Genomic DNA, 25386 nt, shown 5'->3' with positions numbered 1-25386 from the left:
GATCATTCCTCGTTTAGCATAGGTAGGTCTAAATTTTGTTCTTTGGCGCAGTTCTTTGCTATGTCGTATCCAGCATCAGCATGGCGCATTACACCCGTTGCAGGGTCGTTCCAAAGTACGCGAGCAATACGCTCTTTAGCTTCATTTGTACCATCGGCAACAATAACCACACCAGAGTGCTGACTAAACCCCATACCTACACCGCCACCATGATGAAGAGACACCCAAGTAGCGCCACTTGCCGTATTAAGCAGTGCATTGAGTAATGGCCAGTCCGATACTGCATCTGAGCCATCTTTCATACTTTCTGTTTCGCGGTTAGGGCTGGCAACTGAGCCCGAGTCGAGGTGGTCACGACCAATAACGATAGGGGCTTTAAGTTCGCCATTTTTAACCATTTCGTTAAAGGCCAATGCAAGGCGTGCTCTATCTTTTAAACCTACCCAACAAATACGTGCAGGTAGCCCTTGAAATTGAATACGTTCACGGGCCATATCAAGCCAGTTATGCAAATGTGCATCATCAGGAATAAGCTCTTTTACTTTTGCATCGGTTTTATAAATATCTTCTGGATCGCCTGATAGTGCTACCCATCTAAATGGTCCAATACCTTCACAAAATAAAGGGCGAATATAGGCGGGTACAAATCCAGGAAAATCAAACGCGTTGGTAACACCTTCATCAAACGCCATTTGACGAATATTATTTCCGTAATCAGTAGTGGCGGCACCCGCTTTTTGCAGCGCCAGCATGGCTCTAACTTGGACTGCCATTGATTGTTTAGCCGCTTTTACTACCGCTTTTGGATCTTGCTCACGCATTTTTGCTGCGTGCTCCATTGTCCAGTTTTGTGGTAAGTAACCATTTAATGGATCGTGAGCTGATGTTTGATCTGTGACTACATCAGGTGTAATACCTGTTTTAACCAGTGTACTAAATACATCGGCAGCGTTACCAAGTAAGCCAACTGATAGGGCTTCACCTTTTATGCACGCGTCGGTTATTAATTGCAGTGCGTGTTCAAGGTTCGTTGCTTTTACATCAACGTAGCCTGTTTTTATACGAAAATCGATACGGCTTTCATCACATTCAACAACTAGCGCACTAAACCCTGCCATTGTAGCGGCAAGTGGTTGCGCACCGCCCATACCACCAAGGCCACCCGTTAATACCCACTTGCCTTTAGCACTGCCTGAAAAATGTTGCTTTGCCATGGCTATAAAGGTTTCGTAAGTGCCTTGTACAATGCCTTGCGAGCCAATATAAATCCAAGAACCCGCTGTCATTTGTCCGTACATCATCAAGCCTTTTTTATCGAGCTCGTTAAAGTGCTCCCAATTTGCCCAGTGTGGAACAAGGTTTGAGTTGGCAATAAGTACACGAGGTGCATTACTGTGGGTTTTAAATACACCAACGGGTTTTCCTGATTGTACAAGCAGAGTTTCGTCGCTTTCGAGTCTATCGAGGGTTTCTATAATTTTGTCATAACTTGGCCAATCACGAGCTGCTCGGCCAATACCACCATATACAACAAGTGCATGAGGATGTTCTGCAACTTCAGGGTCTAAATTATTCATTAGCATGCGCTTAGCAGCTTCAGTTTGCCAGCTTTTAGCACTTATTTTATCGCCATGAGGTGCACGTATTACGCGACTTGTGTCGAGTCGGTTGTTCATGTTTTGCTCCTGTTGTATATACAAGGTGATTTGTTATAAAAAAAGCGCAGTAAGCGCTATTGTTTGTTATTTTTTAAATGTTAAGTGACCACCTAAGCGATATTTACTGCCTGGTGATACAAGGCGCGCAAAGCTTACAATGCCGTTAATAGACCATGTGCGTCGAATAACTTGTAAGCACGGCTCTTCGTTGTATAAGTTTAACCATTGGCACATTTCGCTGTTTGGCATAATAGCCTCTACGGTATGCCTCGCTTGGGTAAGTGGTGCAACACTAGATAGATATTCATGAGGTGTAAGCGTGCTAAAGTCTTGTTGTAAGTAACCAGCCGCAAGTGCAGGGTTTACAAAACGCTCTTCTAGCTGCAAGGGGCTGTCGTTTTCGTTATGAACGAGTACACTTCGATATACAACACTGTCAATCTCAACACCAAGCGCAATGGCAATAGGTGCGACTGCATTTATTGATTCAAGTATGAGTACACTACAGGTGTAGTTGCCGTTACGCTCTTTTACTTCATCAGCAATGTTTTTTATTTCGAGTAACGATGACTGCGATTTAAATGTGGCTACAAATGTACCAAGCCCTTGGCTGCGGGTTAAAATACCTGCCTCGGTTAATTCGCTTAGTGCTCGGCGGGCTGTCATTCTGCTGACACTAAATTGACTACTTAGTTCGTTTTCAGAGGGAACACGTTGGTTTTCTTGCCACGTACCGCTGCGAATTTTATCAACAATGAATTGTTTTATTTGCGCAAATTTAGGTGTCGTCATTAAATTTATGGTTACATTAAAAATAAACTATATAAATAAGATGACACAATTACCTTGTATATACAAGGTGGGTTGTTAGACTATATTTTCATCACTCTGGGCGTAAAAAGGGCTGTAAAATGCAAAGCACAACAAAAAACTATGAGTTAGAAGAAATCGACTTACTTTTAACTGATGCCAATATTGCCACTATGGATAGCAATATAAATGCCCCTTATGGCGCAATCGAAAATGCTGCTATAGCTATTAAAAATGGTGAAATTGCGTGGATTGGAGAGCAATCAACGTTGCCCAGTTTTGATGTGTTTGCAACGCCGATATTGAGTATAAAAGGGCAGTGGTTAACGCCGGGCTTAATAGATTGTCATACACATTTAGTGTTTGCAGGTTCAAGATCGCAAGAGTTTGAGCAGCGCTTGCAGGGTGTAAGTTATGAGCAAATTGCGGCACAAGGCGGTGGCATAGCAAGTACGGTTAAAGCGACGAGAGCAGCCGATCGAGAGCAATTATTTGTTGATGCAAAAGATCGCTTAAATACGTTGTTAAAAGAAGGTGTAACCACCGTTGAAATAAAGTCGGGCTATGGGCTAGATATTGAAAACGAGATAAAAATATTAGAAGTAGCTCGTTTATTAGGTGAGCATCATCCTATTGATATTAAAACTACTTTTTTAGGGGCGCATGCTCTACCGCCTGAATACAAAGGCCGTGCTGATGAATATATTGATTTGGTATGTACTGACATGCTTGATCAGGTAGTGGCTAATAATCTTGCTGATGCAGTCGATGTATTTTGTGAAAATGTAGGCTTTAGTCATTCGCAAACCAAACGTGTTTTCCAGGCGGCTAAAAAGCATAACCTCCCAGTAAAATGCCATGCTGAGCAGTTATCTAATCAACATGGTGCTGAGCTGGTGGCGCAGTTCAATGGCCTTTCGGCAGATCATATTGAGCATCTCGATGAAGAGGGTGTAAAAGCCATGGCAAACGCTGGGACGGTCGCGGTGTTATTGCCCGGTGCATTTTATTTTTTAAGAGAAACTAAATTCCCACCTATTGAGTTACTTAATCAATATAAAGTACCTATAGCTATTGCGAGTGATTTTAATCCTGGCACTTCACCGCTGTGCTCAGTGCACTTGATGATGAACATGGCATGCACATTGTTTAGATTAACACCCGAGCAAGCATTGGCAGGTGTTACTCGCAATGCTGCTAAAGCACTAGGGTTAGACGACCGTGGTATTTTAAAGGTTGGTGCAAGAGCTGATATTGCGCATTGGCAAATAAGTCATCCATCACAATTAAGTTACCAATTTGGCGTAAATAAACTGTTAAATTTATGGATTTTGGGTAGAATTAACTAGTTTGTATTATTTTTGCCCACATATAATCTGGTTTAAACTTTTTTAGCGAATACGGATGCCGTTAATTTGAACATACTAACCGACAGTAACTTCCCAATATTTTTTAGTGGTGCACTATTGATGGCGATGATTGCCACTTTATTTGCCGTTAAAAATGCCAGTATTAAATTTAGCTATTTATGCACAGCAGCTGTTGGTTTGGCTATTTTGAGTACGGGCGCAGCTTGGCTTGCCATTTTACTTGCCTTTGGATTTTGTTTTCATTTATGGCAAGCCTTCGAGCGAAATAATTGGAGCATGATTATTACCAGCTCAATGGCTGGTCTTTTATTTGTTGTTCTATTTTCAGCTCATTTATTATTGGAAGTTCCGTTATTTTGGGTTGTGTTAGCAATATTATTATTAGCTATTGTTGGCTTTTTAAATGACGAAAGCGCTGAAATAGAAGTCGTGATAGAGCCAGAACCTACAGGTGATACATTTATAGAAGAGTCTCCGCTTTCGGTTTTTGCAGATAGAAAACAGTTACGCCAAGGTTACTATGCATGGTGCGACAATAAGCAAGTAAGTGCAGCGTTAATCGTTATTCGTCTTGAAGGATTTGAGCAAGTTAACCAGCATATAGGACGCGACTTTGGCGATATACTGTTAGCGCAATCGGCTAATCGAATAAAAGAGCTACTTTCAAGTGACGAAATAGTGACTTTAACTGGGCAAGAAAAGCTAGCCCACTTAGGGGGCCTTAACTTTGCATTTATTTGTAGTTTCGCGAATCAAAAACATTTACATGAGTTGGTTATTGAACAAATACTGGGTGCAACGCTTAAGCCATTTAATGTTGCTAACTGCACTGTAGAGGTAAAAGCGAGGGCGAGTTATGTTGATTGTAATGAGCAAGACAATAACTTTGATAATTTAATATCGTACGCATACCTAGCACTCGATAGCCACCCAAATCGCAAGGTTGTGCCTTATCATCAACAAATGATGATTGAACTGCGAGAGCAACAAGCGCGACTAAAAGAATTGGCAAATATTGATTTTTCGAGCGAATTAGAACTCTATTTTCAACCTATAATTTGTAACGAAAACGGTCAAATTGAGTTTTTAGAATTACTACTGCGTTGGCAGCACCCTAAGCAAGGAATTTTATCTGCTAATCGTTTTATTGACGACATAAGAATAGCAGGGCTTGGTTACCCGCTTGCTAAATTTGTAATGGAGAGAGCCGCTGAGCTTGCAATGGCGCTTAGAGTAGAAGGTATTTCCATACCGCTTAGCATTAACGTATTTGGCCCTGAAATGCTAAATGAAGAGTTTGTTGAATTTGTTGATGTTGTTATAAACGAACATCACTTAGAGGCGGGAGACTTAATTGTTGAATGCCCTTTACATATTTTTGCTGGTTTAGATGACAAAGGCCGAGGCATGATCGCAAGGCTTAATAACATAGGCTTAAAAGTATGTGTGGATGGACTTGGTGATAACCCGGTACTACTTTCTAAGTTACCAAGTTTAGCGGTTGAGTATATTAAGGTTTCACCTTCACTTACCGCTGACTTTAGTAATCAAAACAATATACGCAGTTTAGTTGGTGGAATGGTTGATATGCATAGCCAACAAAAAACAAAAGTGATTTTTGAAGGAGTTGAAACACTTGAGCAACTTAAGTTTGTAAAAAGCTTAAAAGGTTATGCTGCCCAAGGTTATTACTTTGGTCACCCGCTAAGTAGTATCGGTTTAATGAGCTGGCTAAAAGAGTGGCGATCGGTTCAACAACGTTAAGTGTTTTCTTTGGCTTGTAGGTAGCTATTTACAAGTGCACTAATCACTTGCCCTACATGGGCAGCACCGGCATCTAACTCGTTAGGGTGCTGGCTAGGCGCTGCTTCACATAAGTGTAAGTACTTAGAGTGCCGGTGGCTTGCAGCTAAATGCACAAAGTGCTCAGTGTCACTCACGCTAAATCCGCAATATGTATACGCACTAACTGGCATATAAGTAATACTATCTAAATCAACTTCAACACCCAGCGGTAAATCATTAAAATTACTTAGTGCACTTTCAATTGCCTGCGTTAGTGTGATTTTTCGCTTAACTTGTATAGATTGATAGCTATCAAATTTAAAGTTAGCTTCACTCATTGCATCTATAATTGCTTGATTGTTTTTTAATTCATGTAAGCCAATAACATGGTAATTACTTAGATGTTGCTCGTTATACGCGTAGCGAAAACCATTACCACTATGGCGACCTTCACATTCTCTAAAATCGGCATGAGGGTCAAAATTGATAGCATTAACAGGCGTGTTTTTTGACTTACTTAGCGCGCGAATAATACCTAAGCAATTATTGTGACCTCCGCCAATTACTATTGGCTCAAGCCCTGCTTTAAAAATAAGGCTTAATACTGACTCTACGCGTTCATCAAGTTGTTGGCATAAATCTCGCAATTGAGTTAACTGCTGGGCTTGCTGATTATTAAGTTGGTTGCTTTGCGCCATTAAATCATCAGTATTTACTTCACCCAATAAAAGTACTTTTTGAGTGGCAATAAATTGATTATGAGGTTGGTTTAAAAAGCGTTTTAAAAAAGCAGGCCATGCTTCGTTTGCACCGCCATTTCCTAAATTTGCTTTTGGGCCAATATCTTCGCAAATACCAAGAAGTACGTAGCGAATGCCAAATTGAGCTGCGTCAATAAGTGCTTGTTGCAGGTTTACTTGAGTGTCTAGCAAGGCCATTGATTGCCATGCTTTTTTTTCATTTACGCGGCTAGAGCAAAGTGCTCTAACCGCGCTTTCATCATATACTTTTAAATGGGAGGTCACGTTATACTTCTACAACTTCCAATTCTAATTCTTCTGCAGATAAAACAATGCCAGTACTATCAGCATAAATAAAGTCATCATCAAAAAATGATACACCGGCAAAGTTAACGCCTATAGCATCCTCGCCAGCACCTTCACTGTCAGCTGCAACAGGAATGGAAGCAATTGCTTGAATGCCTAAATCAAGTTCTTCAAGCTCATCAACGTGGCGTACTGCGCCGTAAACAACAATACCATTCCAGTTGTTTTCAAGTGCAAGTTCGGCCAATTCAATATCAATAAGTGCACGGCGAGTTGAGCCACCACCGTCAATAAGAAGCACTAAGTCTGTACCGTCTTGAGAAAGTAATTCGCGGATCAGTTCATTATTTTCAAAACATTTAACCGTTTTAATGCGGCCACCAAAGCTGTGTCGACCACCAAAGTTGATGAACATTGGCTCTAGCACGTCAACCACATCAGCAAAGTGGTCACATAAATCAGAAGTGCTGTAATCCATTATTTTATCCTCAAAAGGTACATTAATTTATAGCTCAGTATACCCTCCTTATAAGCAATAACAACGACTTAATCGCAGTAAATTTAGACAAAACAAGCGCTAAATCATTAATCGCAATAATAGTGTCTTAAAAGCGTCACTCAATTGTTATTTACAACACATAAGCTAAATCGGTGTTCATATATTATGCAATGAGGGGGAAGTGATGGATAACAATAATATGTTTAAAAGGGCAGCTCTGCTAGATGAGCAATTATTTTTAACTCTGTTTAATTGCAACTCACCGAAGTGGTTTAAAACAATTGCGTTTGGCTTATCTAAAAGCGGTGATGGTGGGCTTTACATACTTGTGTGTTTAGCGGTGTGGTGGCTTAGTAATAATGAGCAGCAACAATTATTACCTGTAACGATATTAGTTGGTTTTGCTATAGAAAGGCCCATTTATTTATTGGCCAAAAATAGATTTGCCCGTATCCGTCCATGCGACTGCTTAGTAACAAATGCTTACATAGTACCCAATGATAAATTTAGTTTGCCCTCGGGTCACAGCGCTGCAGCGTTCTTAGTTGCGATTATACTAAGTCACTTTTTCCCTGAATATATATGGCTACTACTTAGTTGGGCTGCTGGTGTGGCTATTTCTCGTGTTGTATTAGGCGTACATTTTCCTGCTGATATTATTATAGGTGCGATTATTGGCAGTGTTTGTGGCTTATTCGCATTAGCGCTTGTGGTACCTGTATGAAAATATTGTATGGAGTGCAGGGTACCGGTAATGGTCATATAACGCGAGCTAGGGTTATGGCAAGTTGCTTTAATAAACTTGGTATTGATGTTGATTATGTGTTTTCAGGGCGAGCAAATAAAGATTACTTTGATATGCACGAATTCTCAAATTATAAAGCGTATCGGGGCTTATCGTTTGATACTGAAAATGGGCAAGTCAAAAATTTAAAAACACTTAAAAACATGCGAGTTTGTAAGCTGGTGAGTGATATAAAATCGCTTGATATAAAACAGTACGATTTTGTACTTAATGACTTTGAGCCAGTCACAGCATGGGCTGCAAAACGGGCCGATATACCCGTTATCGGTATTAGTCACCAAGCCGCATTTTTGTCAGAAAACGTACCTATATTTGGTCGTGGTGTACTTAGAAAATCACTCATCAAGCATTATGCACCAGCATCTACCTACTTAGGTGTACACTGGAAGCCATTTGCAAATAATATAATCCCGCCTTTTATTGCTCATCATAATCATGAGAATCCTGTCGCGGTACTAAATAAGGTATTGGTATATTTACCGTTTGAAAACTTAGATAGCATTGTTGATTACTTAAAAGACTTTCCCGAAAAAGAATTTTATTGTTATCACCCAAATGCCTGCAATCAGTCTTTTGGACATATACATTTGCGACCACCCTCACGCTCTGGTTTTTTAAATGATTTAGCAAACACGAGTGGCGTTATTGGTAATGCGGGGTTTGAGCTTGCCAGTGAAGCGCTTAAGTTAGGTAAGAAGTTACTATTAAAGCCTTTAGATGGGCAGTTTGAGCAAACCGCAAATGCACAAACTTTGTTTGCCATGGGCATGGCGCATGTTATGAACTATTTAAACCCGCAAGCCCTTGATGACTGGAATAGCGCCCCGCAAAATAAGCAAATAAATTACCCTAGCGATCCCGCGCCTTTAATTGATTGGTTGGTTAAACAACAGTGGAATAACACACAATCGTTACACAAAGGTTTGTGGGATAGTGTCGCTTTATAGCCATCATAATTAAGTAGCTTAGAATAACCAATAATAAAAAGTTAAATTAATGAGCCGCTTCTGAGCTATCAGCTATAATACAAATGCATATTTAAAAAAGGCGTTAGCGATGAATTTTTTACAAAACTTAACAATCAAACGACGTTTACAGTTAAACGCAGTCGTTGTTGGTTTAGCAATGGTGGTCCTTTTATGCGTAATAATTTATGAAGCGAGAACAACGTTAAGCTTAAATAAAACAATTCAGCTTGCTGAAGAGCTTAATATCCATGAATTAGAACTGCGTAAACATGAAAAAAACTTTCTTTTTTATAAACAAGAAGAAGCATTAGACTTATTTGAACAAGATTATAACCAGCTTAAAAGTAAAATTGCTAAGTTGAATGTAATTATGCAAGAGCAGGGTATCGAAACCCAAAAAATAAGTAATCTCGATAATTTGGTAAGTGCTTATAACAATGACTTTATGAGTGTTGTTGTGCTACAAAAACGCATAGGATTACACCCAAAAGATGGGCTGTATGGCGAACTAAGAAGTGCAGTACACGAGGTCGAAAGCTTGCTCAAAGAGCAAGATAATTACAAACTCTTATCTTCTATATTACAATTAAGACGGGCTGAAAAAGATTTTATGCTACGTTTTGATCTTAAGTATTTAACTCGATTTGATGAAGGGGTTGATACTTTAAAGCAGCAAATCGCTCAGGCTCAATTTGATACAGGGTACACAGCTCAATTAAATGGCTTTTTAAATTCCTACCAAACGCAATTTCAAGCATTGGTCCAGGCACAGGTTGAATTGGGCTTAGATTTAAATTCAGGTGCACTTGGAAAAATGCGTAAAAGTGTTGAACAAAGTGATGCAATCGTTGCGCAGATACTATTAAGCACTAAGCAGCAGGTAGATAAAAGCGTTGAACAGGCACAATTTTTAGCCATTCTTATTTTTGTGATTGCTGGCATTATTGTTTTAATGTTGGTTTATTTCACGAGCCGCTCGATTATTGTGCCTATAGAGCGGGTTTATCACACCATTAACGATATTCGTCGTAATAATGATTTAAGCGTGATGATAGAGCAAACAGGTAAAGACGAAATTACCACCATGACGGTCGACTTTAATAGTTTAATAGGCGATTTTAAAAACTTAATTAACGAAGTTAATGGTGCTTTAAATACGCTTAACATAGCAACAGAGCATTTATCAGAAAGTACCGCAGCAACAAGCTCCGGTATGCAAGAGCAATTACATGAAGCCGACATGGTTGCAACTGCAGCCACCGAAATGCAGGCGACGATTCAGGATATTTCACATAACACTGAAGCGGCTGCTAAAAAAGCAGAGTCAACAAACTTAAGTGCTCAACAAGGGCGCAGTGAAGTTGACTCTACCGTTAAGCACATTAGAGCCCTATCTGATTCGTTAGGGAATGCATCAAATGTAGTATCGCAACTTGAAAAAGATGGCGAAACAATTGGTTCAGTGCTTGATGTAATTCGGGGGATTGCAGATCAAACAAATTTACTCGCACTTAATGCGGCAATAGAAGCGGCACGTGCTGGTGAGTATGGTCGTGGTTTTGCTGTTGTTGCAGATGAGGTTCGTTCATTAGCGAAGCGTACTCAAGAGTCCACGAGTGAGATTGAAGGTATTATAAGTACCTTACAGCAGCGTACTCAAGAAGTGGTGAGTATTATGCACAAATGTCGTTCTCAAGGCGATGAAAGTGCCTCGCAAGCAATTAAAGCAGGTGAGTTATTAGGCGCAATTACTGAAGATGTACAAACAATAATGGAAATGAGCTCTCAAATAGCGGTTGCTATTGACGAGCAAAGCCAAGTGGCATCAGAGGTTAATAAAAATGTAGTAAGAATTCGCGACATTGCGCAAGATGCAACTGAACATGCTGCTAAAAACGCCCAAACTAGCGAAGAAGTATCTGAGCAAGCTAGAGTGTTATTTAGCGCTATTGATAAGTTTAAAGTGTAACTAACCTGAACTCTGGATAGTAAATATCTTAACCAGGGTTTAGGTTAACTAATCTAAAAATACCCACCTAAAGTTACCAATAAGGTTTAAGGAATAAACTTTATTGGTACACTGTTTTTGTTTTGTTCGTGCTCGGCTACGCGTGCCGAATATTCATCGCTCAACGTTTGTTGCTGCGCTTGTAGTTTTTCAAAGTAACTCCAACTGAACAGTCCACTATTGTGACCATCATCGAAATCTAAACGCAGTGCATAATGCCCGACAGGTACTATGTTTTTTATACCTACAGATTGTTTATTAAGTACTAGCTTCATTGGACCAGAGCCATGGCCTTGCACTTCAGCAGAGGGAGAGTGAACGCGTAAAAATTCACAGCTAAAGACTGCTTGGCTATCGTCGTCAAAATAAACATCTAAATTTTTACTCACGCTGTGGTAATGCACTTTTGTAACGTGTTTCATTTTATATATCCCATTAAAAAGCCCCCAATCTGGAGGCTTTTAGTATAACGTTTATATTCGTTTTATAGAATGAAGCGGCTTAAGTCTTCATCTTCAACAAGTGCGCCTAGATGTTTTTCAACGTAAGCAGCGTCAATAACAAGTGATGAACCTGCTTTTTCAGAAGCATCGTATGAAATTTCTTCCATCAATCTTTCCATCACAGTATGCAAGCGACGAGCACCGATGTTTTCGGTTTTTTCGTTAACTTGCCACGCAGCCTTAGCAATACGCTCAATAGCATCATCACTAAACTCAATCGTTACTTGCTCAGTTTTAAGGAGCTCTCGTTGTTGCTCAGTAAGCGATGCATGTGGCTCTGTCAGGATACGTTTAAAGTCATCTGCAGTTAGTGGCTCAAGTTCTACTCGAATCGGTAAGCGACCTTGTAGCTCAGGTATCATGTCTGATGGTTTAGACATTTGGAACGCACCTGAGGCAATAAACAACATATGGTCAGTTTTAACCATACCGTGTTTTGTGTTTACTGTTGAGCCTTCAATTAGCGGTAGTAAGTCGCGCTGAACACCTTCTCGGCTCACATCAGGGCCTGAAGAATCACCACGTTTACAAATTTTGTCTATTTCATCAATAAACACAATACCGTTTTGCTCTACTGCAAAAATAGCTTGTTCTTTTAGCTCTTCAGGGTTTACTAATTTAGCGGCTTCTTCTTCCGTTAATAGTTTGAAGGCCTCTTTAATTTTCAACTTACGTTTAGTGCGTTTATCGCCGCCCATGTTTTGAAACATGCTTTGTAACTGGTTGGTCATATCTTCCATACCAGGAGGCGCCATAATTTCTACGTTTGATTGAGCTTGCGCTAGTTCAATCTCGATTTCTTTATCATCTAATTGACCTTCACGTAATTTTTTACGAAATGTTTGGCGAGTAGATGAAGTATCGTCGCGTTGGCTTTCGCCATATTGATCTTTAACCGGTGGTAAAAGTGCATCTAAAATACGCTCTTCTGCTGCTTCTTCGGCGCGATGTTTAAACTTTTTAGTTTGCTGTTCGCGAGTCATTTTAATTGAAACATCAACGAGGTCACGTATGATCGTATCTACTTCTTTACCAACATAACCAACTTCAGTAAATTTAGTCGCTTCTACTTTAATGAATGGTGCGTTAGCAAGTTTTGCTAAACGACGGGCAATTTCTGTTTTACCTACACCTGTTGGACCAATCATTAATATATTTTTTGGTGTTACTTCACTGCGTAAATCTTCATTTAATTGCATGCGGCGCCAGCGATTACGAAGCGCAATAGCGACCGCTTTTTTAGCTTTAGCCTGACCTATAATGTGCTGATCTAGCTCGTGAACAATTTCTCTTGGGGTCATATCAGACATAATAGTTCCTATTATAATTCTTCGATTGTTTGGAAGTTATTAGTAAATACGCAGATGTTGCCTGCAATAGTTAAGCTTTTCTCTACTATTTCACGAGCGCTTAAATCTGTATTTTCTAAAAGGGCGGTTGCAGCTGATTGCGCAAAGTTACCACCACTACCAATTGCAATTAAATCGTTTTCTGGCTGAACTACATCGCCATTACCGGTAATAATTAAAGAGGCTGTTTCGTCTGCTACGGCGAGCAGCGCTTCGAGTTTTCGAAGGGCACGGTCGCTTCGCCAATCTTTAGCCATTTCTACTGCGGCTTTAGTTAGGTTACCTTGATGCATTTCTAATTTGCTTTCAAAACGTTCGAAAAGAGTGAAGGCATCAGCAGTACCGCCGGCAAAACCAGCGATTACTTTGCCATTATAAAGACGTCGAACTTTGCGGGCGTTGCCCTTCATTACGGTGTTACCAAGTGAAACTTGGCCATCGCCGCCAATTACAACTTTGTCGCCGCGGCGAACACTTACAATAGTAGTCATGTTATTCCTCATCATCGAGCTGCAGAGGCAACTCGTAAAAAACGATTATGATGAGGTTATATGGGTGAATGGTTTATTTTCAAGTCCAGCCCCAAATTCCGCAGCCGACTATTTTTACACGTTTAAGTTTGTTTTTATCGCTTTCGGCTTGGCGTTTGGTTTTATAAGGGCCTAAACGTACTTTATACCAAGTACCATTGCTGCCTTCAGCCTGTTTTATCTCAGAAATGAGCCCTGCAAATGCAATTTTAGCTTTTAACGATTCAGCTTGTGCATGAGTCCTGAACGAACCGCATTGCATAACATAAGGACCTTTTTGCTCAAGTTCTTTTACTTCAACTTGAATCTCGTGGTTTCTAATTTCTTTAATAAATTCCGGTGTACGTGGAATAACAACTTCTACTTTTGCGGGTGCAGTTGGGTTAGCTTGTTTTTCGACAAGTTTTGGATCGGCATTACTTTTTATAAACCATAGTGTGTAGGCAAAACCACCTACAAGTAAGATGGCTATAACGGCTAAAAGAATAGGAAATGGTTTTTTAGCGGGTGCGTTTTTTTTACTGTTTCTGCCTGCAGGCTTTTTATTAATATAATCGTGCTGTGCCATGGTGTTATTTTGGCCTTAACCTAAATCATGTCTATAGGGTCTACGTCTAAGCTCCAGCGTACTTTTTGTGCAAGTTTACTGGTACTTAAATAATCAACCATTTGCGCAAGGTACTGATGTAATATGCGACGATCTTGCGCTTGAATATGCAATTGAAAACGATACATACCTGCGACTCTTTCAAGTGGGGCAGGGATCGGACCGAGCAATTGTATACCAGATACCCCATTCACAGGAACCAAATCCGTCAAAAAATCGACGACTAGTTTAATACTATGTCCTTGTGCACGCACAATGGCCATATTTGTAATGGGCGGTAAGTCAGCATCATCGCGCTCACTAAGAGCAAAACGGGCAAAGTCTTGGTAACCATTATTAACTAAGTCTTGCAAAAGAGGGTGTTCTGGAAAGTGTGTTTGTAATAACACTTGACCAGGTTCTCCTGAACGTCCAGCACGCCCCGCTACTTGGGTGACTAATTGCGCTAAATGCTCTGTCGCTCTGAAGTCGCATGAGTATAAGCCGCTATCTACATCTAAAATTATAACAAGGCTCACATCTGCAAAGTGATGGCCTTTGGCAAGCATTTGTGTGCCCACTAAAATGCGTGCGCCCCCTAGGTTTATTTCATCAAGTGCTTTTTCAAGGCTACCTTTACGGCGAGTTGAATCGCGGTCTATACGAGTAACAGGTGTATCAGGGAATTCGGTCGATAAAAACTCTTCAATTTGCTCTGTGCCTTTACCGTTAGGAAATATTTGCGTACTTCCACAGTCAGGGCATTGGTGAGGGACAGGGTACTGGTCGCCACAGTGATGACAGATCATTTGCCCAATCGCTTTATGAAATGTAGCGCTGGTACTGCATCGTTTACACTCGCTCAACCAACCGCACTCATGGCAAATAAGGGTGGGTGAGAAACCTCGGCGATTTAAAAATACCATAACCTGTTTACCGCGATTTAAGTGCTGACGCATAGTAGCAAGGCTTGCATGTGCAATACCTGCTTGGTCGGGCTGACCTTTCATATCGAGTAACTTAAACTGGTTGTCAGTCGCTGTTTGTGCACGCTCGGTTAAACTTAATAGCTGGTATTTGTTATTAATTGCTTTGTGTAGTGTTTCAAGCGCGGGTGTGGCGCTGCCTAATATAAGCGGGATTTTATGCTGAAAAGCTCTGTAAGCGGCTAAATCACGAGCATGGTAACGAAGGGTATCTTGTTGTTTAAATGACGAGTCGTGTTCTTCATCAACAACAATCATACCGAGTTTTAAAAATGGTAGAAAAATACTCGAACGCGTGCCAATAACTATCGCGCAACTGCCTTTTTCGCAAAAACGCCATGTTTGTAAACGTTCGTTGTCAGTAAGTGCTGAGTGCCAAAGCATAATGGGTGTATCAGGAAAGCGGCGGCGGAAACGGTTTACGGTTTGTGGTGTTAGGCCGATTTCGGGCACGAGTACGAGGGCTTGCTCGCCACGTTTGAGTACTTCTTCTAGGCACTGTAAATACACTTCGGTTTTACCGCTGCCCGTTACGCCTTCTAATAAGAAGCTGCTAAAGCCAGTACTTTGATTTATAGCTGTGCAAGCAACCGCTTGTTCTTTATTTAGTACTGGTTTACTACCGACGGTTGGAGCAACACTTTGCCATTGGTTATCGTGCTCAATAGTTTGTGTTATGAGTTCTTTATCTATTAAGCTATCTATTGTTTTTTTACTAAAGCCCAGTGCTTTTAACTCAGTTAATGATGACTTACCTGATTGCGATAACTGCTTTAATAGGTTGAGCTGTGTTTTAGCTTTTAACGACGGTACTTTTGCACCTTTTTCTGTCAGGGCAACCATATTAATACTGGTTTTATCAGGCGATTCACCTTGGCGAAGTGCACCAGGTAGCGCTATATGAATAGTTTCGCCTAATGGGTAGCAATAATAGCGGGCAGTAAAGCTAAGGAGTTCTAAATGCTGGGCACTTAAAATAGGGGCGTCGTCTATTACCTCTATAATATTTTTAATTTTATTTAAAGGGACGTCGGTACTGCTTTTAATACCCAAAACAACCGCTACTTTTTTTTGATTACCAAAAGGTACCAAAACCCGCATGCCAGGTAGTAAAGGAGTTGATAAGCCACTGAGCTGTTCTTCTATTTTATAATCAAAGGTGCGTGGAAGTGGGACTTTAATAGCAACTTCAACAAAACTCATAACAACTCAACCCGTAAAATTAATGCTGTAATGTACTAAAAATAACGCTAAAAACCTACTAGCAATAGCGCTTGAGACAGAGATTGTTCACTTTTTTGGCAAAAATATAAATAAATACTTGTGTGGGGGGAGGTTGTTGGATAAAATCCGCCACCAACAAATTTGTTTTAACGACGTATGGTGCCAAACTCCGGGTTTGGAGAGCGATGCGGCCTTAACTAGAGGTTCCTATGAAAGAAGGTATTCACCCTAAGTACGAAGTAATTTCTGCAACATGTTCATGTGGAAATAAATTCGAAACTAGCTCAACTCTTTGTAAAGACATTCACTTAGACGTATGTTCTGCGTGTCACCCGTTTTACACTGGTAAGCAAAAAGTTTTAGACACTGGCGGACGTGTTGATCGCTTCAACAAGCGCTTCGGTGCACTTGCCAGCAAGAAGTAATTATTGCTGTTTAGTTAAAAAAAGCACCTTAGGGTGCTTTTTTTGTGCCTAAAATTTGTTATTTATTATCTTAAACTAACCTACATAAATCTTTGAGCAATTTAACGAATTAAATTGCACTATAACATCGTTAAAAATTTTTTATTTAGAACAACTAGATACAAAAATTTTTGCCTAGTTCTAGCGTAATTTTCTTAACGTTAAATAGACCCCATATATAAGCAGATTGGTATTATTTCGTTGATTTTAACTATCCCCTCCTTTTGCATAACTATTTCCTATTCTTATTCTGAGTATGCATAATCCTTTACAGACAAATCGATAGATATTCTCTATATTTTAAATAGTACAATTTTTAACTAGGTTGATAAAAGCATCTAACGTGGGCTTATCTGTTTTTAAAGTAGGGTAGTAGGCTGTTATTCTAAGTTTATGCTGATACTTTAAGTATACATTTTATAAGATTTTGATAGGCATAAAAGCACCTTAAAACTTACTTTTTAGGTGAATTTTTATTTATTAAATGTTGATATAATCCTGCAAAGTTACTGAAAAACCTCTTAAAATTATAGGATATAGCATATAACAGGATAGACCTGATATTGCTTGGAATTTAAAAATAATAAGGGTATCGTACCCCAAGACTCCATCTCTCACTTTAACTTAAATTGCAGGATACCATCGCGTTATGTCTGACTTTCGTGAACAAGCACTACATTACCACTCACATCCCGTACCAGGTAAAATTAGCATTGAGCTTACAAAACCAGCTGAAACGGCTCATGATCTTGCACTTGCGTATAGCCCAGGTGTTGCCGAACCTGTACGTGAAATAGCTGCAGATCCTGCAAATGCTTATAAATATACTGGTAAAGGTAACATGGTTGCGGTTATTACTAATGGTACTGCAATTCTAGGCCTTGGTAATTTAGGTCCTTTAGCGTCTAAGCCTGTAATGGAAGGTAAAGCGTTATTGTTTAAACGTTTTGCAGGGCTTGATTCTATCGATATTGAAGTTAAGCACAAAACAACAGAAGACTTTATTAATACGGTTGCCAACATTGCCGACACATTCGGTGGTATTAACCTTGAAGATATTAAAGCACCAGAGTGTTTTGAAATAGAAAAAGCATTAATAGAGCGTTGTAGTATTCCTGTTTTTCATGACGATCAACACGGTACTGCCATTGTAACGGCTGCTGGTATGTTAAATGCGCTAGAAGTACAAGGTAAGTCAATTGAAGATGCAATTATTGTATGTTTAGGTGCAGGCGCTGCCGCTGTTGCGTGTATGGAGCTGTTAATTAAGTGTGGTGCACTGCGTGAACACATTTATATGCTTGACCGCAAAGGTGTTATTCATACCCGCCGCGATGACTTAAATGAATATAAACAGCTTTTTGCTAACAATACCGATAAGCGTACATTGCAAGATGTAATTGCAGATGCGGATGTATTTGTGGGTGTTTCTGGCCCTAACTTATTAGCGGCTGAAGATTTAAAGCTAATGGCTGCAAAACCAGTTGTGTTTGCATGTTCAAACCCAGATCCTGAGATTGATCCTGCACTTGCGCACGGCGCACGCAACGATTTAATCATGGCAACAGGGCGCTCTGATTACCCTAACCAAGTTAATAATGTTTTATGTTTCCCGTTTATTTTCCGTGGTGCGCTTGATGTACGTGCAAGCGCTATTAACGATGAAATGAAAATTGCTGCAGTAGATGCTATTCGAAGTATTGCCAAAGAGCCAGTACCTGCAGAAGTTTTAAAAGCCGCTGGAGTAGATAAACTAGAATTTGGTGCGCAGTATATTATTCCAAAACCAATGGATCCACGTTTACTGCCGCGTATAGCAAGAGCTGTTGCACTTGCTGCTATTGAGTCAGGTGTTGCACAAATTGAGCTACCTGAAAACTATATGCAGTAAATCTATACAGTAGAGCTATGCAATAAAATTTAGACATAAAAAAACCTCAGTAATTACTGAGGTTTTTTTGTCTTTGTAATATTTATTCTTCGTTTAAAACGGGTACTTCTAGACCCATTTCTTGCATTATTTTTTTAACTTCTTCTGGTACTTTTTCGGCGTTATCTTTACGTAAGTCATCGTCATTTGGTAAAGGTTGGCCAGTAAAAGCATGCAAAAATGCCTCACATAGCAATTCACTATTTGTAGCATGGCGAAGGTTATTGATTTGACGACGTGTACGTTCGTCAGTTAATACCTTTAATACATTTAGCGGGATCGAAACGGTGATCTTTTTAACTTGCTCTGATTTTTTACCGTGTTCTGCGTATGGGTGAATATACTCACCATTCCATTTAGCCATAAGATGTATCGTTGCCTCAGATTATTAATTTCTCACACGGTATAAAAAGCGTGTAAATATGCGTGAAATTCTATCGATTTAAAAAAGATAGTCAAATAATAGATACCGATCTATCTTAATAAGCCTATTGTAGGTGTAAAGATAAGCACACTTTTGTGAGCTAAAATGTGTTATTCGCAGAGGCCCCTTCTACTTTTAGCCATCTAGAGCTTTAAAATACTTTGACTTATCAAAACGGATAACTTACTCTTTTAGACGTCTAAACATCCAAATTAATCAGGTGACGAATATGAGCGAAAAAAACAAAGCGACCATTGCTGTACGTAACGGCGTTGATGCTGATAAACATCATGGTGCGGTGGTACCGCCAATTTATTTATCGACTACTTATTCGTTTGCCGACTTTGATACTAAGCGTGAGTATGATTATGGTCGTAGCGGTAATCCTAATCGTGATATTTTAGCTGAGACGCTTGCTAAGCTTGAAGGTGGCGCTCGTGGCATAATTACAGCTACAGGCATGGCTGCCGTGCATTTAGCTACTCAGCTACTTAATAGTGACGATACGTTAGTAATTCCACATGATTGTTATGGTGGCAGCTATCGTTTATTTACATCTTTACAAAAACGCGGACTACTAAAGCTCGAAATATTAGATTTAACAAAAGAAGAAAGTCTTCAACAAATTTTAGTAATTAAACCTAAGCTTATTTGGATAGAAACCCCAAGTAACCCAGTACTTCGTTTAACAGATATTAAAGCGGTTACCGATGTGGCTAAGCAATGCGGTGCATTGGTGGCTGCAGATAACACGTTTTTGTCACCTGCTTTACAAAATCCTCTTAAGTTTGGTGTAGATATTGTGGTGCATTCAACCACTAAATACATTAACGGACACTCAGATGTAGTAGGCGGCGCTGTTATTGCCGCAACACAAGAGTTAGGCGATGAGCTTGCTTGGTGGGCTAATAACATTGGTATTACGGGTGCGCCTTTTGATAGCTATTTAACGCTTCGTGGTTTACGTACTTTAAATGTGCGCCTAAGGCAGCATCAAGAAAATGCACTGGCAATAGCTAAGTATCTTGAAAGCTCTGAATATGTAAGCCAAGTTTACTACCCAGGTCTTGAGTCACATCCTCAACATGAGCTGGCTAAAGCACAGCAACTTGGTTTTGGTGGCATGGTGAGTTTTGATATTAAAGGCGATATAAACGACGCTGCGGCATTTTTAACTAGCCTTAAAACGTTTAGTTTAGCTGAGTCACTAGGTGGCGTAGAGAGCTTAATTTGTCACCCTGCAACTATGACGCACGCAGGTATGGAGGCAACAGCACGTTTAGAAGCGGGTGTGGGCGATACGCTTATTCGTATTTCGGTAGGTATTGAAGATATACACGATTTAGTCGCTGATTTTGAACGAGTGTTTGAACTTGTAAAACCAGGGCAAAATAAAAATGTTGGCCGTGTAGGCAAAGGAGCAGGCACTCCTGGTGGTAACGTTAAATTAAGTGCAGCCCGTCCGGCGCTTTGGTGATTAATATGGTCAATTGTGTACATAAATTTGGTGGTTCAAGCTTAAGCTCAAGTGAGCGCTATCAAAGCGTAGCTAAAATAATTATTGGGCATACTCAGACGGGCGACTGTGTTGTGGTATCGGCTGCGGGTAAGACAACCGATACGCTAGTATTACTTTGGCAAAGCTATCAAAAACAAGATACTCAAGCAGTCGCTGATATTTTACTGCAGTTAAATAACCATCAAAGTGATTTAATAGAGCAGCTATTAGAAGCCGATTTAAAACGAAGTGCACTTAAAACACTAAGTATCGAACTTAGCTATATTGCAGAACTTGCTCAAGCTGAGCAGCTAAAAGAGGCTGCATTGCTTGCACATGGCGAACTGTGGTCAGCACGTTTACTCGCTACTTATTTACAGCAGCTAAATATTGAGGCATGCGCTCAAGATGCACGTACTCTTTTTACCTTAAATGATGGCGAATTAATGCATGCGCAAAATGCGCAGCAATGTGGGCAGTTAATTTTGCCTAATAAAATAAATGTTGTTACTGGGTTTATTGCCGCAGATATCAAAGGCGAGACAGTAACGCTTGGCCGAAATGGCAGTGACTACAGTGCAACACTACTTGCAAATTATTGCAATGCTAAGCAAGTATGTATTTGGACTGATACACAGGGAGTGTATAGCACTGATCCTCGCAAGGTAAAAAAAGCGATTAAATACGGCAAAATTTGCCGTGGGCAAGCTAATTTATTAGCTCGTTTGGGTAACCCTGTATTACATGCAAAAACACTATCGCCACTTAAAAACACAGATATTAAGCTAGCTGTTCGCAGTAGTTTTGACGTACAAGCAAGTCCAACAGATATAGTCAAAGAAGGTTCAGCGAAGAAAAAGCGTTTTATAACCACGTTGCAAAATGTTGACCTATTAATGGTTGAAGGATTAAGTGAAGGTGAAGTTGCAAGTGTTAGTCAGCTTATTCAGCATAGCCTTCATCACTTTAACCATAATGGTGAAGTGTATTTAGTAGTACCTGCAGCACAAACTTATCTGGTTATTAATTATTTTGCGGGTAGGGCAAATATTAGCGAGTCAAATTTAAACGGTTGTGCAATTGTAGCGCCTGAGCAAGACGTTAATACATTAAGCTTACAAGCATTAGATTTATTAAAACTCCACAGCATAAAACCTCGTTTTGTCCATCAAGATACTGGCTATGCTTTATTGCTTACCGATCAATTTATAGATAGTGATATACAAAGTGACTTACACGATAAGCTAATTAATAAAGGCCAAGAAATCGCAATTATAGTTGCGGGGCTTGGTAACGTTGGCGACGTTTTCATTAAACAGTTATCGGCACAATTTGAGCGTTTATCGGATGACTTTAGTATTAAATTAGTCGGTCTAATTCGCTCTAAAAAAATGCTGTTTAATGCAAGTGGTATTAATACACAGCAATGGAAAACTCAATGGCAGCATGAGGCAAATAGCTATCAATCTGCAGATTTACTGAATGCTATAAATGAGCTCGATTACGAGCATAAAATTGTAATTGATATTACCGCAAGTGAACAATTTAGCTTGTTATATCCAGACTTTGTAGATAGAAACTGTCATTTAATTAGTGCTAATAAATACGCTGGAACAGCACCGACTACTTGGTATAAAGCACTTCGTAGTAATATTACAGAACGTAATTTACATTGGCGATATAACACCAGTGTAGGCGCTGGCTTACCTATTAACTTTGCTTTGGCTGATTTGCAAAATAGTGGCGATAAAATAACACGTATAGAAGGTGTTTTCTCAGGCACGCTTTCGTGGTTATGCAGTAAATATGATGGAACAAGGCCATTTTCTGAGTTGCTACTGGAAGCTCAGAAAATGGGATTCACAGAGCCAGACCCTCGCGAAGATTTATCTGGGCGAGATATGCAGCGTAAGCTACTTATTTTAGCTCGAGAGCTAGGTGTTGAGCTTGAACTTGACGATATTAGCTTATCGGCATTGATGCCAGATGAACTTGCGCTGGGAAGTTGGGATGACTTTTTAAATAAAAAAGCACAGCTAGACGCGTTCATCGAAGAGCATGCAGTGACAGCAAAGTCTAAAAATTTAGTACTTAGATATACGGGCTTGTTAGAAATCACACAAGGTGAAGTAATTGCTAAAGTGGGAATCGCGTATGTGCCTAATGGCGATGCGTTAGCAAACCTTACACCAGGCGATAATATTTTTGTAATTAATAGCAAATGGTATAGCGATAACGCATTAGTGATTCAGGGGCCAGGAGCGGGTAGGGAAGTGACCGCTGCGGGTGTACACTCTGATTTATATTGGCTTGTTCAAAACTTAAAATAAACATTTGGTTTAAACAAAAACGGCAGCTTAAATAAGCTGCCGTTTTTGTATTACATACATATTATTAAAATAGCTCTTCTTCTGTTTTAGTGTCTTCTTCAAATATATCGTTAGGCTGAGATAGCACATACTTTGTAGGTGCGGTGCCTTTTTCAAAATATTCAAATCGACTTGTGTAGTCATTTTTATGGCTAAGTAAGCCTGTAGCTAAATCAATACGAATAGAAACAAGTCCCTCAGGCGGCTCAATTGGGGCTTCAGGCTTGCCTTCAAGTGCCGCTTTCATAAATTCAACCCATGCTGGCTGCGCGGTTTTAGCGCCAGATTCCGCACCTGATATTTGGCTGCTATCTAGGTTGTTATTGTACGTAGAGCGACCAAGAGCATTGCCCGGGTTATCAAAGCCAACCCAAACTGAGGTCATCACATTACTATTAAAACCGCTAAACCAAGTATCTACTGAGTCATTAGTTGTGCCTGTTTTACCCGAAATATCGCGACGATCTAGCGCTTGTGCTCGCCAACCGGTTCCACTCCAACCTGTTTTATGAGCCCAGCTACCACCCCCCCAAATTGCACTATTCATAGCATCAGCAATTAAAAATGCATTTTGCTTAGAAATAATTCTCGGCGCACATTTTTTCATTTGCTCCATTTCATCATCACTATTATGCATTGAGAGTGCATTATGTGTTGGCAAAGGCTCTTCGTCACAGGCAAGAGCAGGGTTTGCTTTAAACAATACATTGCCGTAAGCGTCTTGAATTTCTGAGATAAAGTAAGGTTCAATTAAATGACCGCCATTGGCAAATGTACTCATGCCTCTTGCAAGTTCAAGAGGAGTAATGGAAGCACTACCAAGGGCTAATGATTCACTGCGATTAATGTCAGCGTCTTTAAAACCAAATTTTAGTAAGTGATCAGCTGTACGTTGCAATCCAACACCACGTAGTAAGCGCACCGAAATAACGTTTTTAGACTGTGCTAAAGCACGGCGAATTCGAATAGGACCGTTGTAAACAGCAGGGCTGTTTTTAGGACGCCATGCTACGCCTTGGCTCTTATCCCATTGGTTTATAGGTGCATCATTTAATATAGACGCAAGCGTGTAACCTTTTTCAAGTGCTGCCGAATATATAAAAGGTTTTATATTAGAACCCACTTGACGCTTAGCTTGTATCGCTCGGTTGTATTGACTTTGCTCAAAGCTGTAACCCCCTACAATAGCTTTTATTCTACCGTCTTGTGGATCGAGGGATACAATAGCGCTTGATGCTTCTGGTATTTGGCTTAATAAGTAGCTGTTATCTTCGTTTTGACGTACCCATATTTGCATACCTGGCGTTAAAATATCAGTAGCTGCTTTTGGAGCAAAGCTTTGGCGGTAGCGAGTAATATACTTACGCGCCCATTTTAAACTATCCCAACTGAGAGTTGTTTGCTCACCGTTTTTAAGTAGTACTGTAGCTGTTTTATTATTAACACTGAGTACTGCTGCAACTTTTAAAGTGCCTAACTCATTTACGCTCTGTAATTTATTGAGTATTTGTTGCTCAGTTAAAGCTGGTTGTGTTTCAGGATTCCATAAAACATCAGTTGGACCTCTAAAACCATGACGCATATCGTAACTGTGTAAGTTATTTACAAGTGCGTTTTGCGCTGCTTTTTGAACCTTTGACTCTACTGAGGTAAAAATTTTAAAACCAGAGTTGTAGGCTTTATCTACCCCATAGCGCGAAACCATTTCAGCGCGCACCATTTCAGAGATATACGGTGCGTATAAGTTTATTTCTGCACCGTGAAAATAAGCTGTAATAGGTTGGCTAGTTGCTTCGTTATATTGCTCTTGTGTTATATAGTCTTCGGTCAGTAAACGGCCTAAAACTACATTTCGGCGCGCTTTTGCACGCGTTGGGTTACGAATTGGGTTTAAAGCTGAAGGTGCTTTAGGTAAACCTGCAATCATCGCCATTTGCGCAAGTGTTAAATCTTTTAGCTCTTTACCGTAATAAACTTGCGCTGCTGCACCAATACCGAAAGCACGATTACCTAATTCTATTTTATTAAGGTAAAGCTCTAAAATTTCGTCTTTTGTTAACACTCCTTCAATATGCAGCGCTATAAATATTTCTTTAACTTTACGGATATACGCTTTTTCGCGTGTTAAAAAGAAATTACGAGCAAGCTGCATAGTAATAGTACTTGCGCCTTGCTTTTTCTCGCCAGTAGATATAAGAACAACAGCCGAACGTACTATACCAATAGGGTCTATGCCTATATGATCGTAAAATCGATTATCTTCTGTCGCTAAAAATGCATTAATGAGTGTTTGAGGAATTTCATCAATAGTCACTGGAATACGACGTTTTTCACCAAATTGATTGATTAAAAGCCCATCTTTAGTGAATACTTGCATAGGAGTTTGTAATTGCACGTCTTTTAAAACTTGCACACTGGGGATATCAGGTTTAACGTAGTAATAAAGACTGATCAAAGTAATCAGACCAATTAACACACAAATGATAAAAAATTGTAAAGTTCGTTTTAATAAAATCACTTATATTTCCCTAAATGGACTCCCAATTGCGAGTTTTGACTGCTAGTATATATTGA

The 25386-nt window shown here is 39.9% G+C and carries 20 protein-coding genes; 9 read left to right on the top strand and 11 right to left on the bottom strand.

The features are described 5' to 3' along the window. Positions 1-2: 2 nt before the first annotated feature. Together hutU and hutC are read right to left on the bottom strand one after the other, a co-directional pair. Positions 3-1676, bottom strand: a complete 1674-nt coding sequence (gene hutU, locus QL995_RS16475) for a urocanate hydratase (RefSeq protein ID WP_007582046.1) — start codon at positions 1674-1676, stop codon at positions 3-5. A 66-nt stretch (positions 1677-1742) separates the two neighbouring features. Beyond that, complete coding sequence (hutC, locus tag QL995_RS16470; RefSeq protein WP_007582045.1) at positions 1743-2450, bottom strand: histidine utilization repressor; 708 nt, start codon at positions 2448-2450, stop codon at positions 1743-1745. 119 nt (positions 2451-2569) lie between these two features. On the opposite strand from hutC, the gene hutI reads away from it, so the two are divergent. Both hutI and QL995_RS16460 read left to right on the top strand, forming a co-directional pair. After that, a complete protein-coding gene (hutI, locus tag QL995_RS16465) occupies positions 2570-3817 on the top strand; it encodes an imidazolonepropionase (RefSeq protein WP_290294632.1) in 1248 nt (415 codons plus the stop codon). A gap of 120 nt (positions 3818-3937) precedes the next feature. Continuing rightward, on the top strand, positions 3938-5602 hold the full coding sequence (locus QL995_RS16460) for a GGDEF domain-containing phosphodiesterase (RefSeq protein WP_010553808.1): 1665 nt from the start codon (positions 3938-3940) through the stop codon (positions 5600-5602). Here the strand turns inward: QL995_RS16460 and QL995_RS16455 are convergent. Both QL995_RS16455 and rraA read right to left on the bottom strand, forming a co-directional pair. Further along, on the bottom strand, positions 5599-6648 hold the full coding sequence (locus tag QL995_RS16455) for a formimidoylglutamase (protein ID WP_290294631.1): 1050 nt from the start codon (positions 6646-6648) through the stop codon (positions 5599-5601). The two genes, QL995_RS16460 and QL995_RS16455, sit on opposite strands and share 4 nt — an antisense overlap. A gap of 1 nt (position 6649) precedes the next feature. Further along, complete coding sequence (rraA, locus tag QL995_RS16450) at positions 6650-7147, bottom strand: ribonuclease E activity regulator RraA (RefSeq protein ID WP_002959955.1); 498 nt, start codon at positions 7145-7147, stop codon at positions 6650-6652. Positions 7148-7352: 205 nt separating this feature from the next. Here rraA and QL995_RS16445 point away from each other — a divergent pair, with 205 nt between their 5' ends. From QL995_RS16445 to QL995_RS16435, 3 genes are all read left to right on the top strand, one after another. Then, positions 7353-7892, top strand: a complete 540-nt coding sequence (locus QL995_RS16445; RefSeq protein ID WP_290294630.1) for a phosphatase PAP2 family protein — start codon at positions 7353-7355, stop codon at positions 7890-7892. Next, complete coding sequence (locus QL995_RS16440; RefSeq protein WP_165724881.1) at positions 7889-8920, top strand: MJ1255/VC2487 family glycosyltransferase; 1032 nt, start codon at positions 7889-7891, stop codon at positions 8918-8920. Before QL995_RS16445 ends, QL995_RS16440 begins: the two co-directional genes overlap by 4 nt. A gap of 109 nt (positions 8921-9029) precedes the next feature. After that, positions 9030-10910 carry a methyl-accepting chemotaxis protein gene (locus tag QL995_RS16435; RefSeq protein ID WP_007582034.1) on the top strand — a complete coding sequence of 627 codons (1881 nt, stop codon included), beginning with the start codon at positions 9030-9032 and terminating at the stop codon, positions 10908-10910. Between the two features lie 86 nt (positions 10911-10996). On the opposite strand, the gene QL995_RS16430 is transcribed toward QL995_RS16435, so the two are convergent. The 5 genes from QL995_RS16430 to priA form a co-directional block, all read right to left on the bottom strand. After that, positions 10997-11371, bottom strand: coding sequence for a gamma-butyrobetaine hydroxylase-like domain-containing protein (locus tag QL995_RS16430; protein ID WP_010553804.1), 375 nt, complete (start codon positions 11369-11371; stop codon positions 10997-10999). 62 nt (positions 11372-11433) lie between these two features. Continuing rightward, on the bottom strand, positions 11434-12762 hold the full coding sequence (gene hslU / locus QL995_RS16425) for an HslU--HslV peptidase ATPase subunit (RefSeq protein WP_007582032.1): 1329 nt from the start codon (positions 12760-12762) through the stop codon (positions 11434-11436). A gap of 11 nt (positions 12763-12773) precedes the next feature. Then, on the bottom strand, positions 12774-13292 hold the full coding sequence (hslV, locus tag QL995_RS16420; protein WP_002958366.1) for an ATP-dependent protease subunit HslV: 519 nt from the start codon (positions 13290-13292) through the stop codon (positions 12774-12776). A 79-nt stretch (positions 13293-13371) separates the two neighbouring features. Continuing rightward, the gene (locus QL995_RS16415) at positions 13372-13899 is read right to left on the bottom strand and encodes an SPOR domain-containing protein (protein WP_007582031.1); all 528 of its coding nucleotides are present in this window, start codon (positions 13897-13899) and stop codon (positions 13372-13374) included. Positions 13900-13919: 20 nt separating this feature from the next. Beyond that, positions 13920-16106: a primosomal protein N' gene (priA, locus tag QL995_RS16410; protein ID WP_024594431.1), complete on the bottom strand. Its 2187-nt coding sequence runs from the start codon at positions 16104-16106 to the stop codon at positions 13920-13922. Between the two features lie 230 nt (positions 16107-16336). Between priA and rpmE the strand changes: the two genes are divergently transcribed. Together rpmE and QL995_RS16400 are read left to right on the top strand one after the other, a co-directional pair. After that, a complete protein-coding gene (gene rpmE, locus QL995_RS16405; protein WP_007582029.1) occupies positions 16337-16552 on the top strand; it encodes a 50S ribosomal protein L31 in 216 nt (71 codons plus the stop codon). A gap of 688 nt (positions 16553-17240) precedes the next feature. Next, positions 17241-18482: a malic enzyme-like NAD(P)-binding protein gene (locus tag QL995_RS16400; protein ID WP_007582028.1), complete on the top strand. Its 1242-nt coding sequence runs from the start codon at positions 17241-17243 to the stop codon at positions 18480-18482. An 82-nt stretch (positions 18483-18564) separates the two neighbouring features. On the opposite strand, the gene metJ is transcribed toward QL995_RS16400, so the two are convergent. Further along, positions 18565-18885, bottom strand: coding sequence for a met regulon transcriptional regulator MetJ (metJ, locus tag QL995_RS16395; RefSeq protein ID WP_007586263.1), 321 nt, complete (start codon positions 18883-18885; stop codon positions 18565-18567). 289 nt (positions 18886-19174) lie between these two features. Here metJ and metB point away from each other — a divergent pair, with 289 nt between their 5' ends. Both metB and metL read left to right on the top strand, forming a co-directional pair. Beyond that, the gene (gene metB, locus QL995_RS16390; RefSeq protein ID WP_121954134.1) at positions 19175-20422 is read left to right on the top strand and encodes a cystathionine gamma-synthase; all 1248 of its coding nucleotides are present in this window, start codon (positions 19175-19177) and stop codon (positions 20420-20422) included. A gap of 5 nt (positions 20423-20427) precedes the next feature. Continuing rightward, positions 20428-22773, top strand: a complete 2346-nt coding sequence (gene metL / locus QL995_RS16385) for a bifunctional aspartate kinase/homoserine dehydrogenase II (RefSeq protein ID WP_290294628.1) — start codon at positions 20428-20430, stop codon at positions 22771-22773. Positions 22774-22837: 64 nt separating this feature from the next. Here metL and QL995_RS16380 read toward each other — a convergent pair whose 3' ends face one another. Then, positions 22838-25330 carry a PBP1A family penicillin-binding protein gene (locus QL995_RS16380; RefSeq protein WP_290294626.1) on the bottom strand — a complete coding sequence of 831 codons (2493 nt, stop codon included), beginning with the start codon at positions 25328-25330 and terminating at the stop codon, positions 22838-22840. Between the last annotated feature and the right edge of the window lie 56 nt (positions 25331-25386).

Origin of the sequence: Pseudoalteromonas sp. APC 3358 (genome assembly GCF_030408075.1) — a bacterium.
Lineage (GTDB): Bacteria > Pseudomonadota > Gammaproteobacteria > Enterobacterales > Alteromonadaceae > Pseudoalteromonas > Pseudoalteromonas arctica.
Note: the sequence above shows the minus strand (reverse complement) of the source record. Positions and strands in the feature narration are given on the sequence as shown.

Coding starts and splice junctions, on each gene's coding strand:
- QL995_RS16460 (WP_010553808.1), top strand. CDS start 3,938: ATGGCGATGATTGCCACTTTATTTGCCGTTAAAAATGCCAGTATTAAA.
- QL995_RS16415 (WP_007582031.1), bottom strand. CDS start 13,899: ATGGCACAGCACGATTATATTAATAAAAAGCCTGCAGGCAGAAACAGT.
- rraA (WP_002959955.1), bottom strand. CDS start 7,147: ATGGATTACAGCACTTCTGATTTATGTGACCACTTTGCTGATGTGGTT.
- hutU (WP_007582046.1), bottom strand. CDS start 1,676: ATGAACAACCGACTCGACACAAGTCGCGTAATACGTGCACCTCATGGC.
- rpmE (WP_007582029.1), top strand. CDS start 16,337: ATGAAAGAAGGTATTCACCCTAAGTACGAAGTAATTTCTGCAACATGT.
- metB (WP_121954134.1), top strand. CDS start 19,175: ATGAGCGAAAAAAACAAAGCGACCATTGCTGTACGTAACGGCGTTGAT.
- hutC (WP_007582045.1), bottom strand. CDS start 2,450: ATGACGACACCTAAATTTGCGCAAATAAAACAATTCATTGTTGATAAA.
- QL995_RS16435 (WP_007582034.1), top strand. CDS start 9,030: ATGAATTTTTTACAAAACTTAACAATCAAACGACGTTTACAGTTAAAC.
- hslV (WP_002958366.1), bottom strand. CDS start 13,292: ATGACTACTATTGTAAGTGTTCGCCGCGGCGACAAAGTTGTAATTGGC.
- priA (WP_024594431.1), bottom strand. CDS start 16,106: ATGAGTTTTGTTGAAGTTGCTATTAAAGTCCCACTTCCACGCACCTTT.
- hslU (WP_007582032.1), bottom strand. CDS start 12,762: ATGTCTGATATGACCCCAAGAGAAATTGTTCACGAGCTAGATCAGCAC.
- metJ (WP_007586263.1), bottom strand. CDS start 18,885: ATGGCTAAATGGAATGGTGAGTATATTCACCCATACGCAGAACACGGT.
- QL995_RS16440 (WP_165724881.1), top strand. CDS start 7,889: ATGAAAATATTGTATGGAGTGCAGGGTACCGGTAATGGTCATATAACG.
- metL (WP_290294628.1), top strand. CDS start 20,428: ATGGTCAATTGTGTACATAAATTTGGTGGTTCAAGCTTAAGCTCAAGT.
- QL995_RS16400 (WP_007582028.1), top strand. CDS start 17,241: ATGTCTGACTTTCGTGAACAAGCACTACATTACCACTCACATCCCGTA.
- hutI (WP_290294632.1), top strand. CDS start 2,570: ATGCAAAGCACAACAAAAAACTATGAGTTAGAAGAAATCGACTTACTT.
- QL995_RS16445 (WP_290294630.1), top strand. CDS start 7,353: ATGGATAACAATAATATGTTTAAAAGGGCAGCTCTGCTAGATGAGCAA.
- QL995_RS16430 (WP_010553804.1), bottom strand. CDS start 11,371: ATGAAACACGTTACAAAAGTGCATTACCACAGCGTGAGTAAAAATTTA.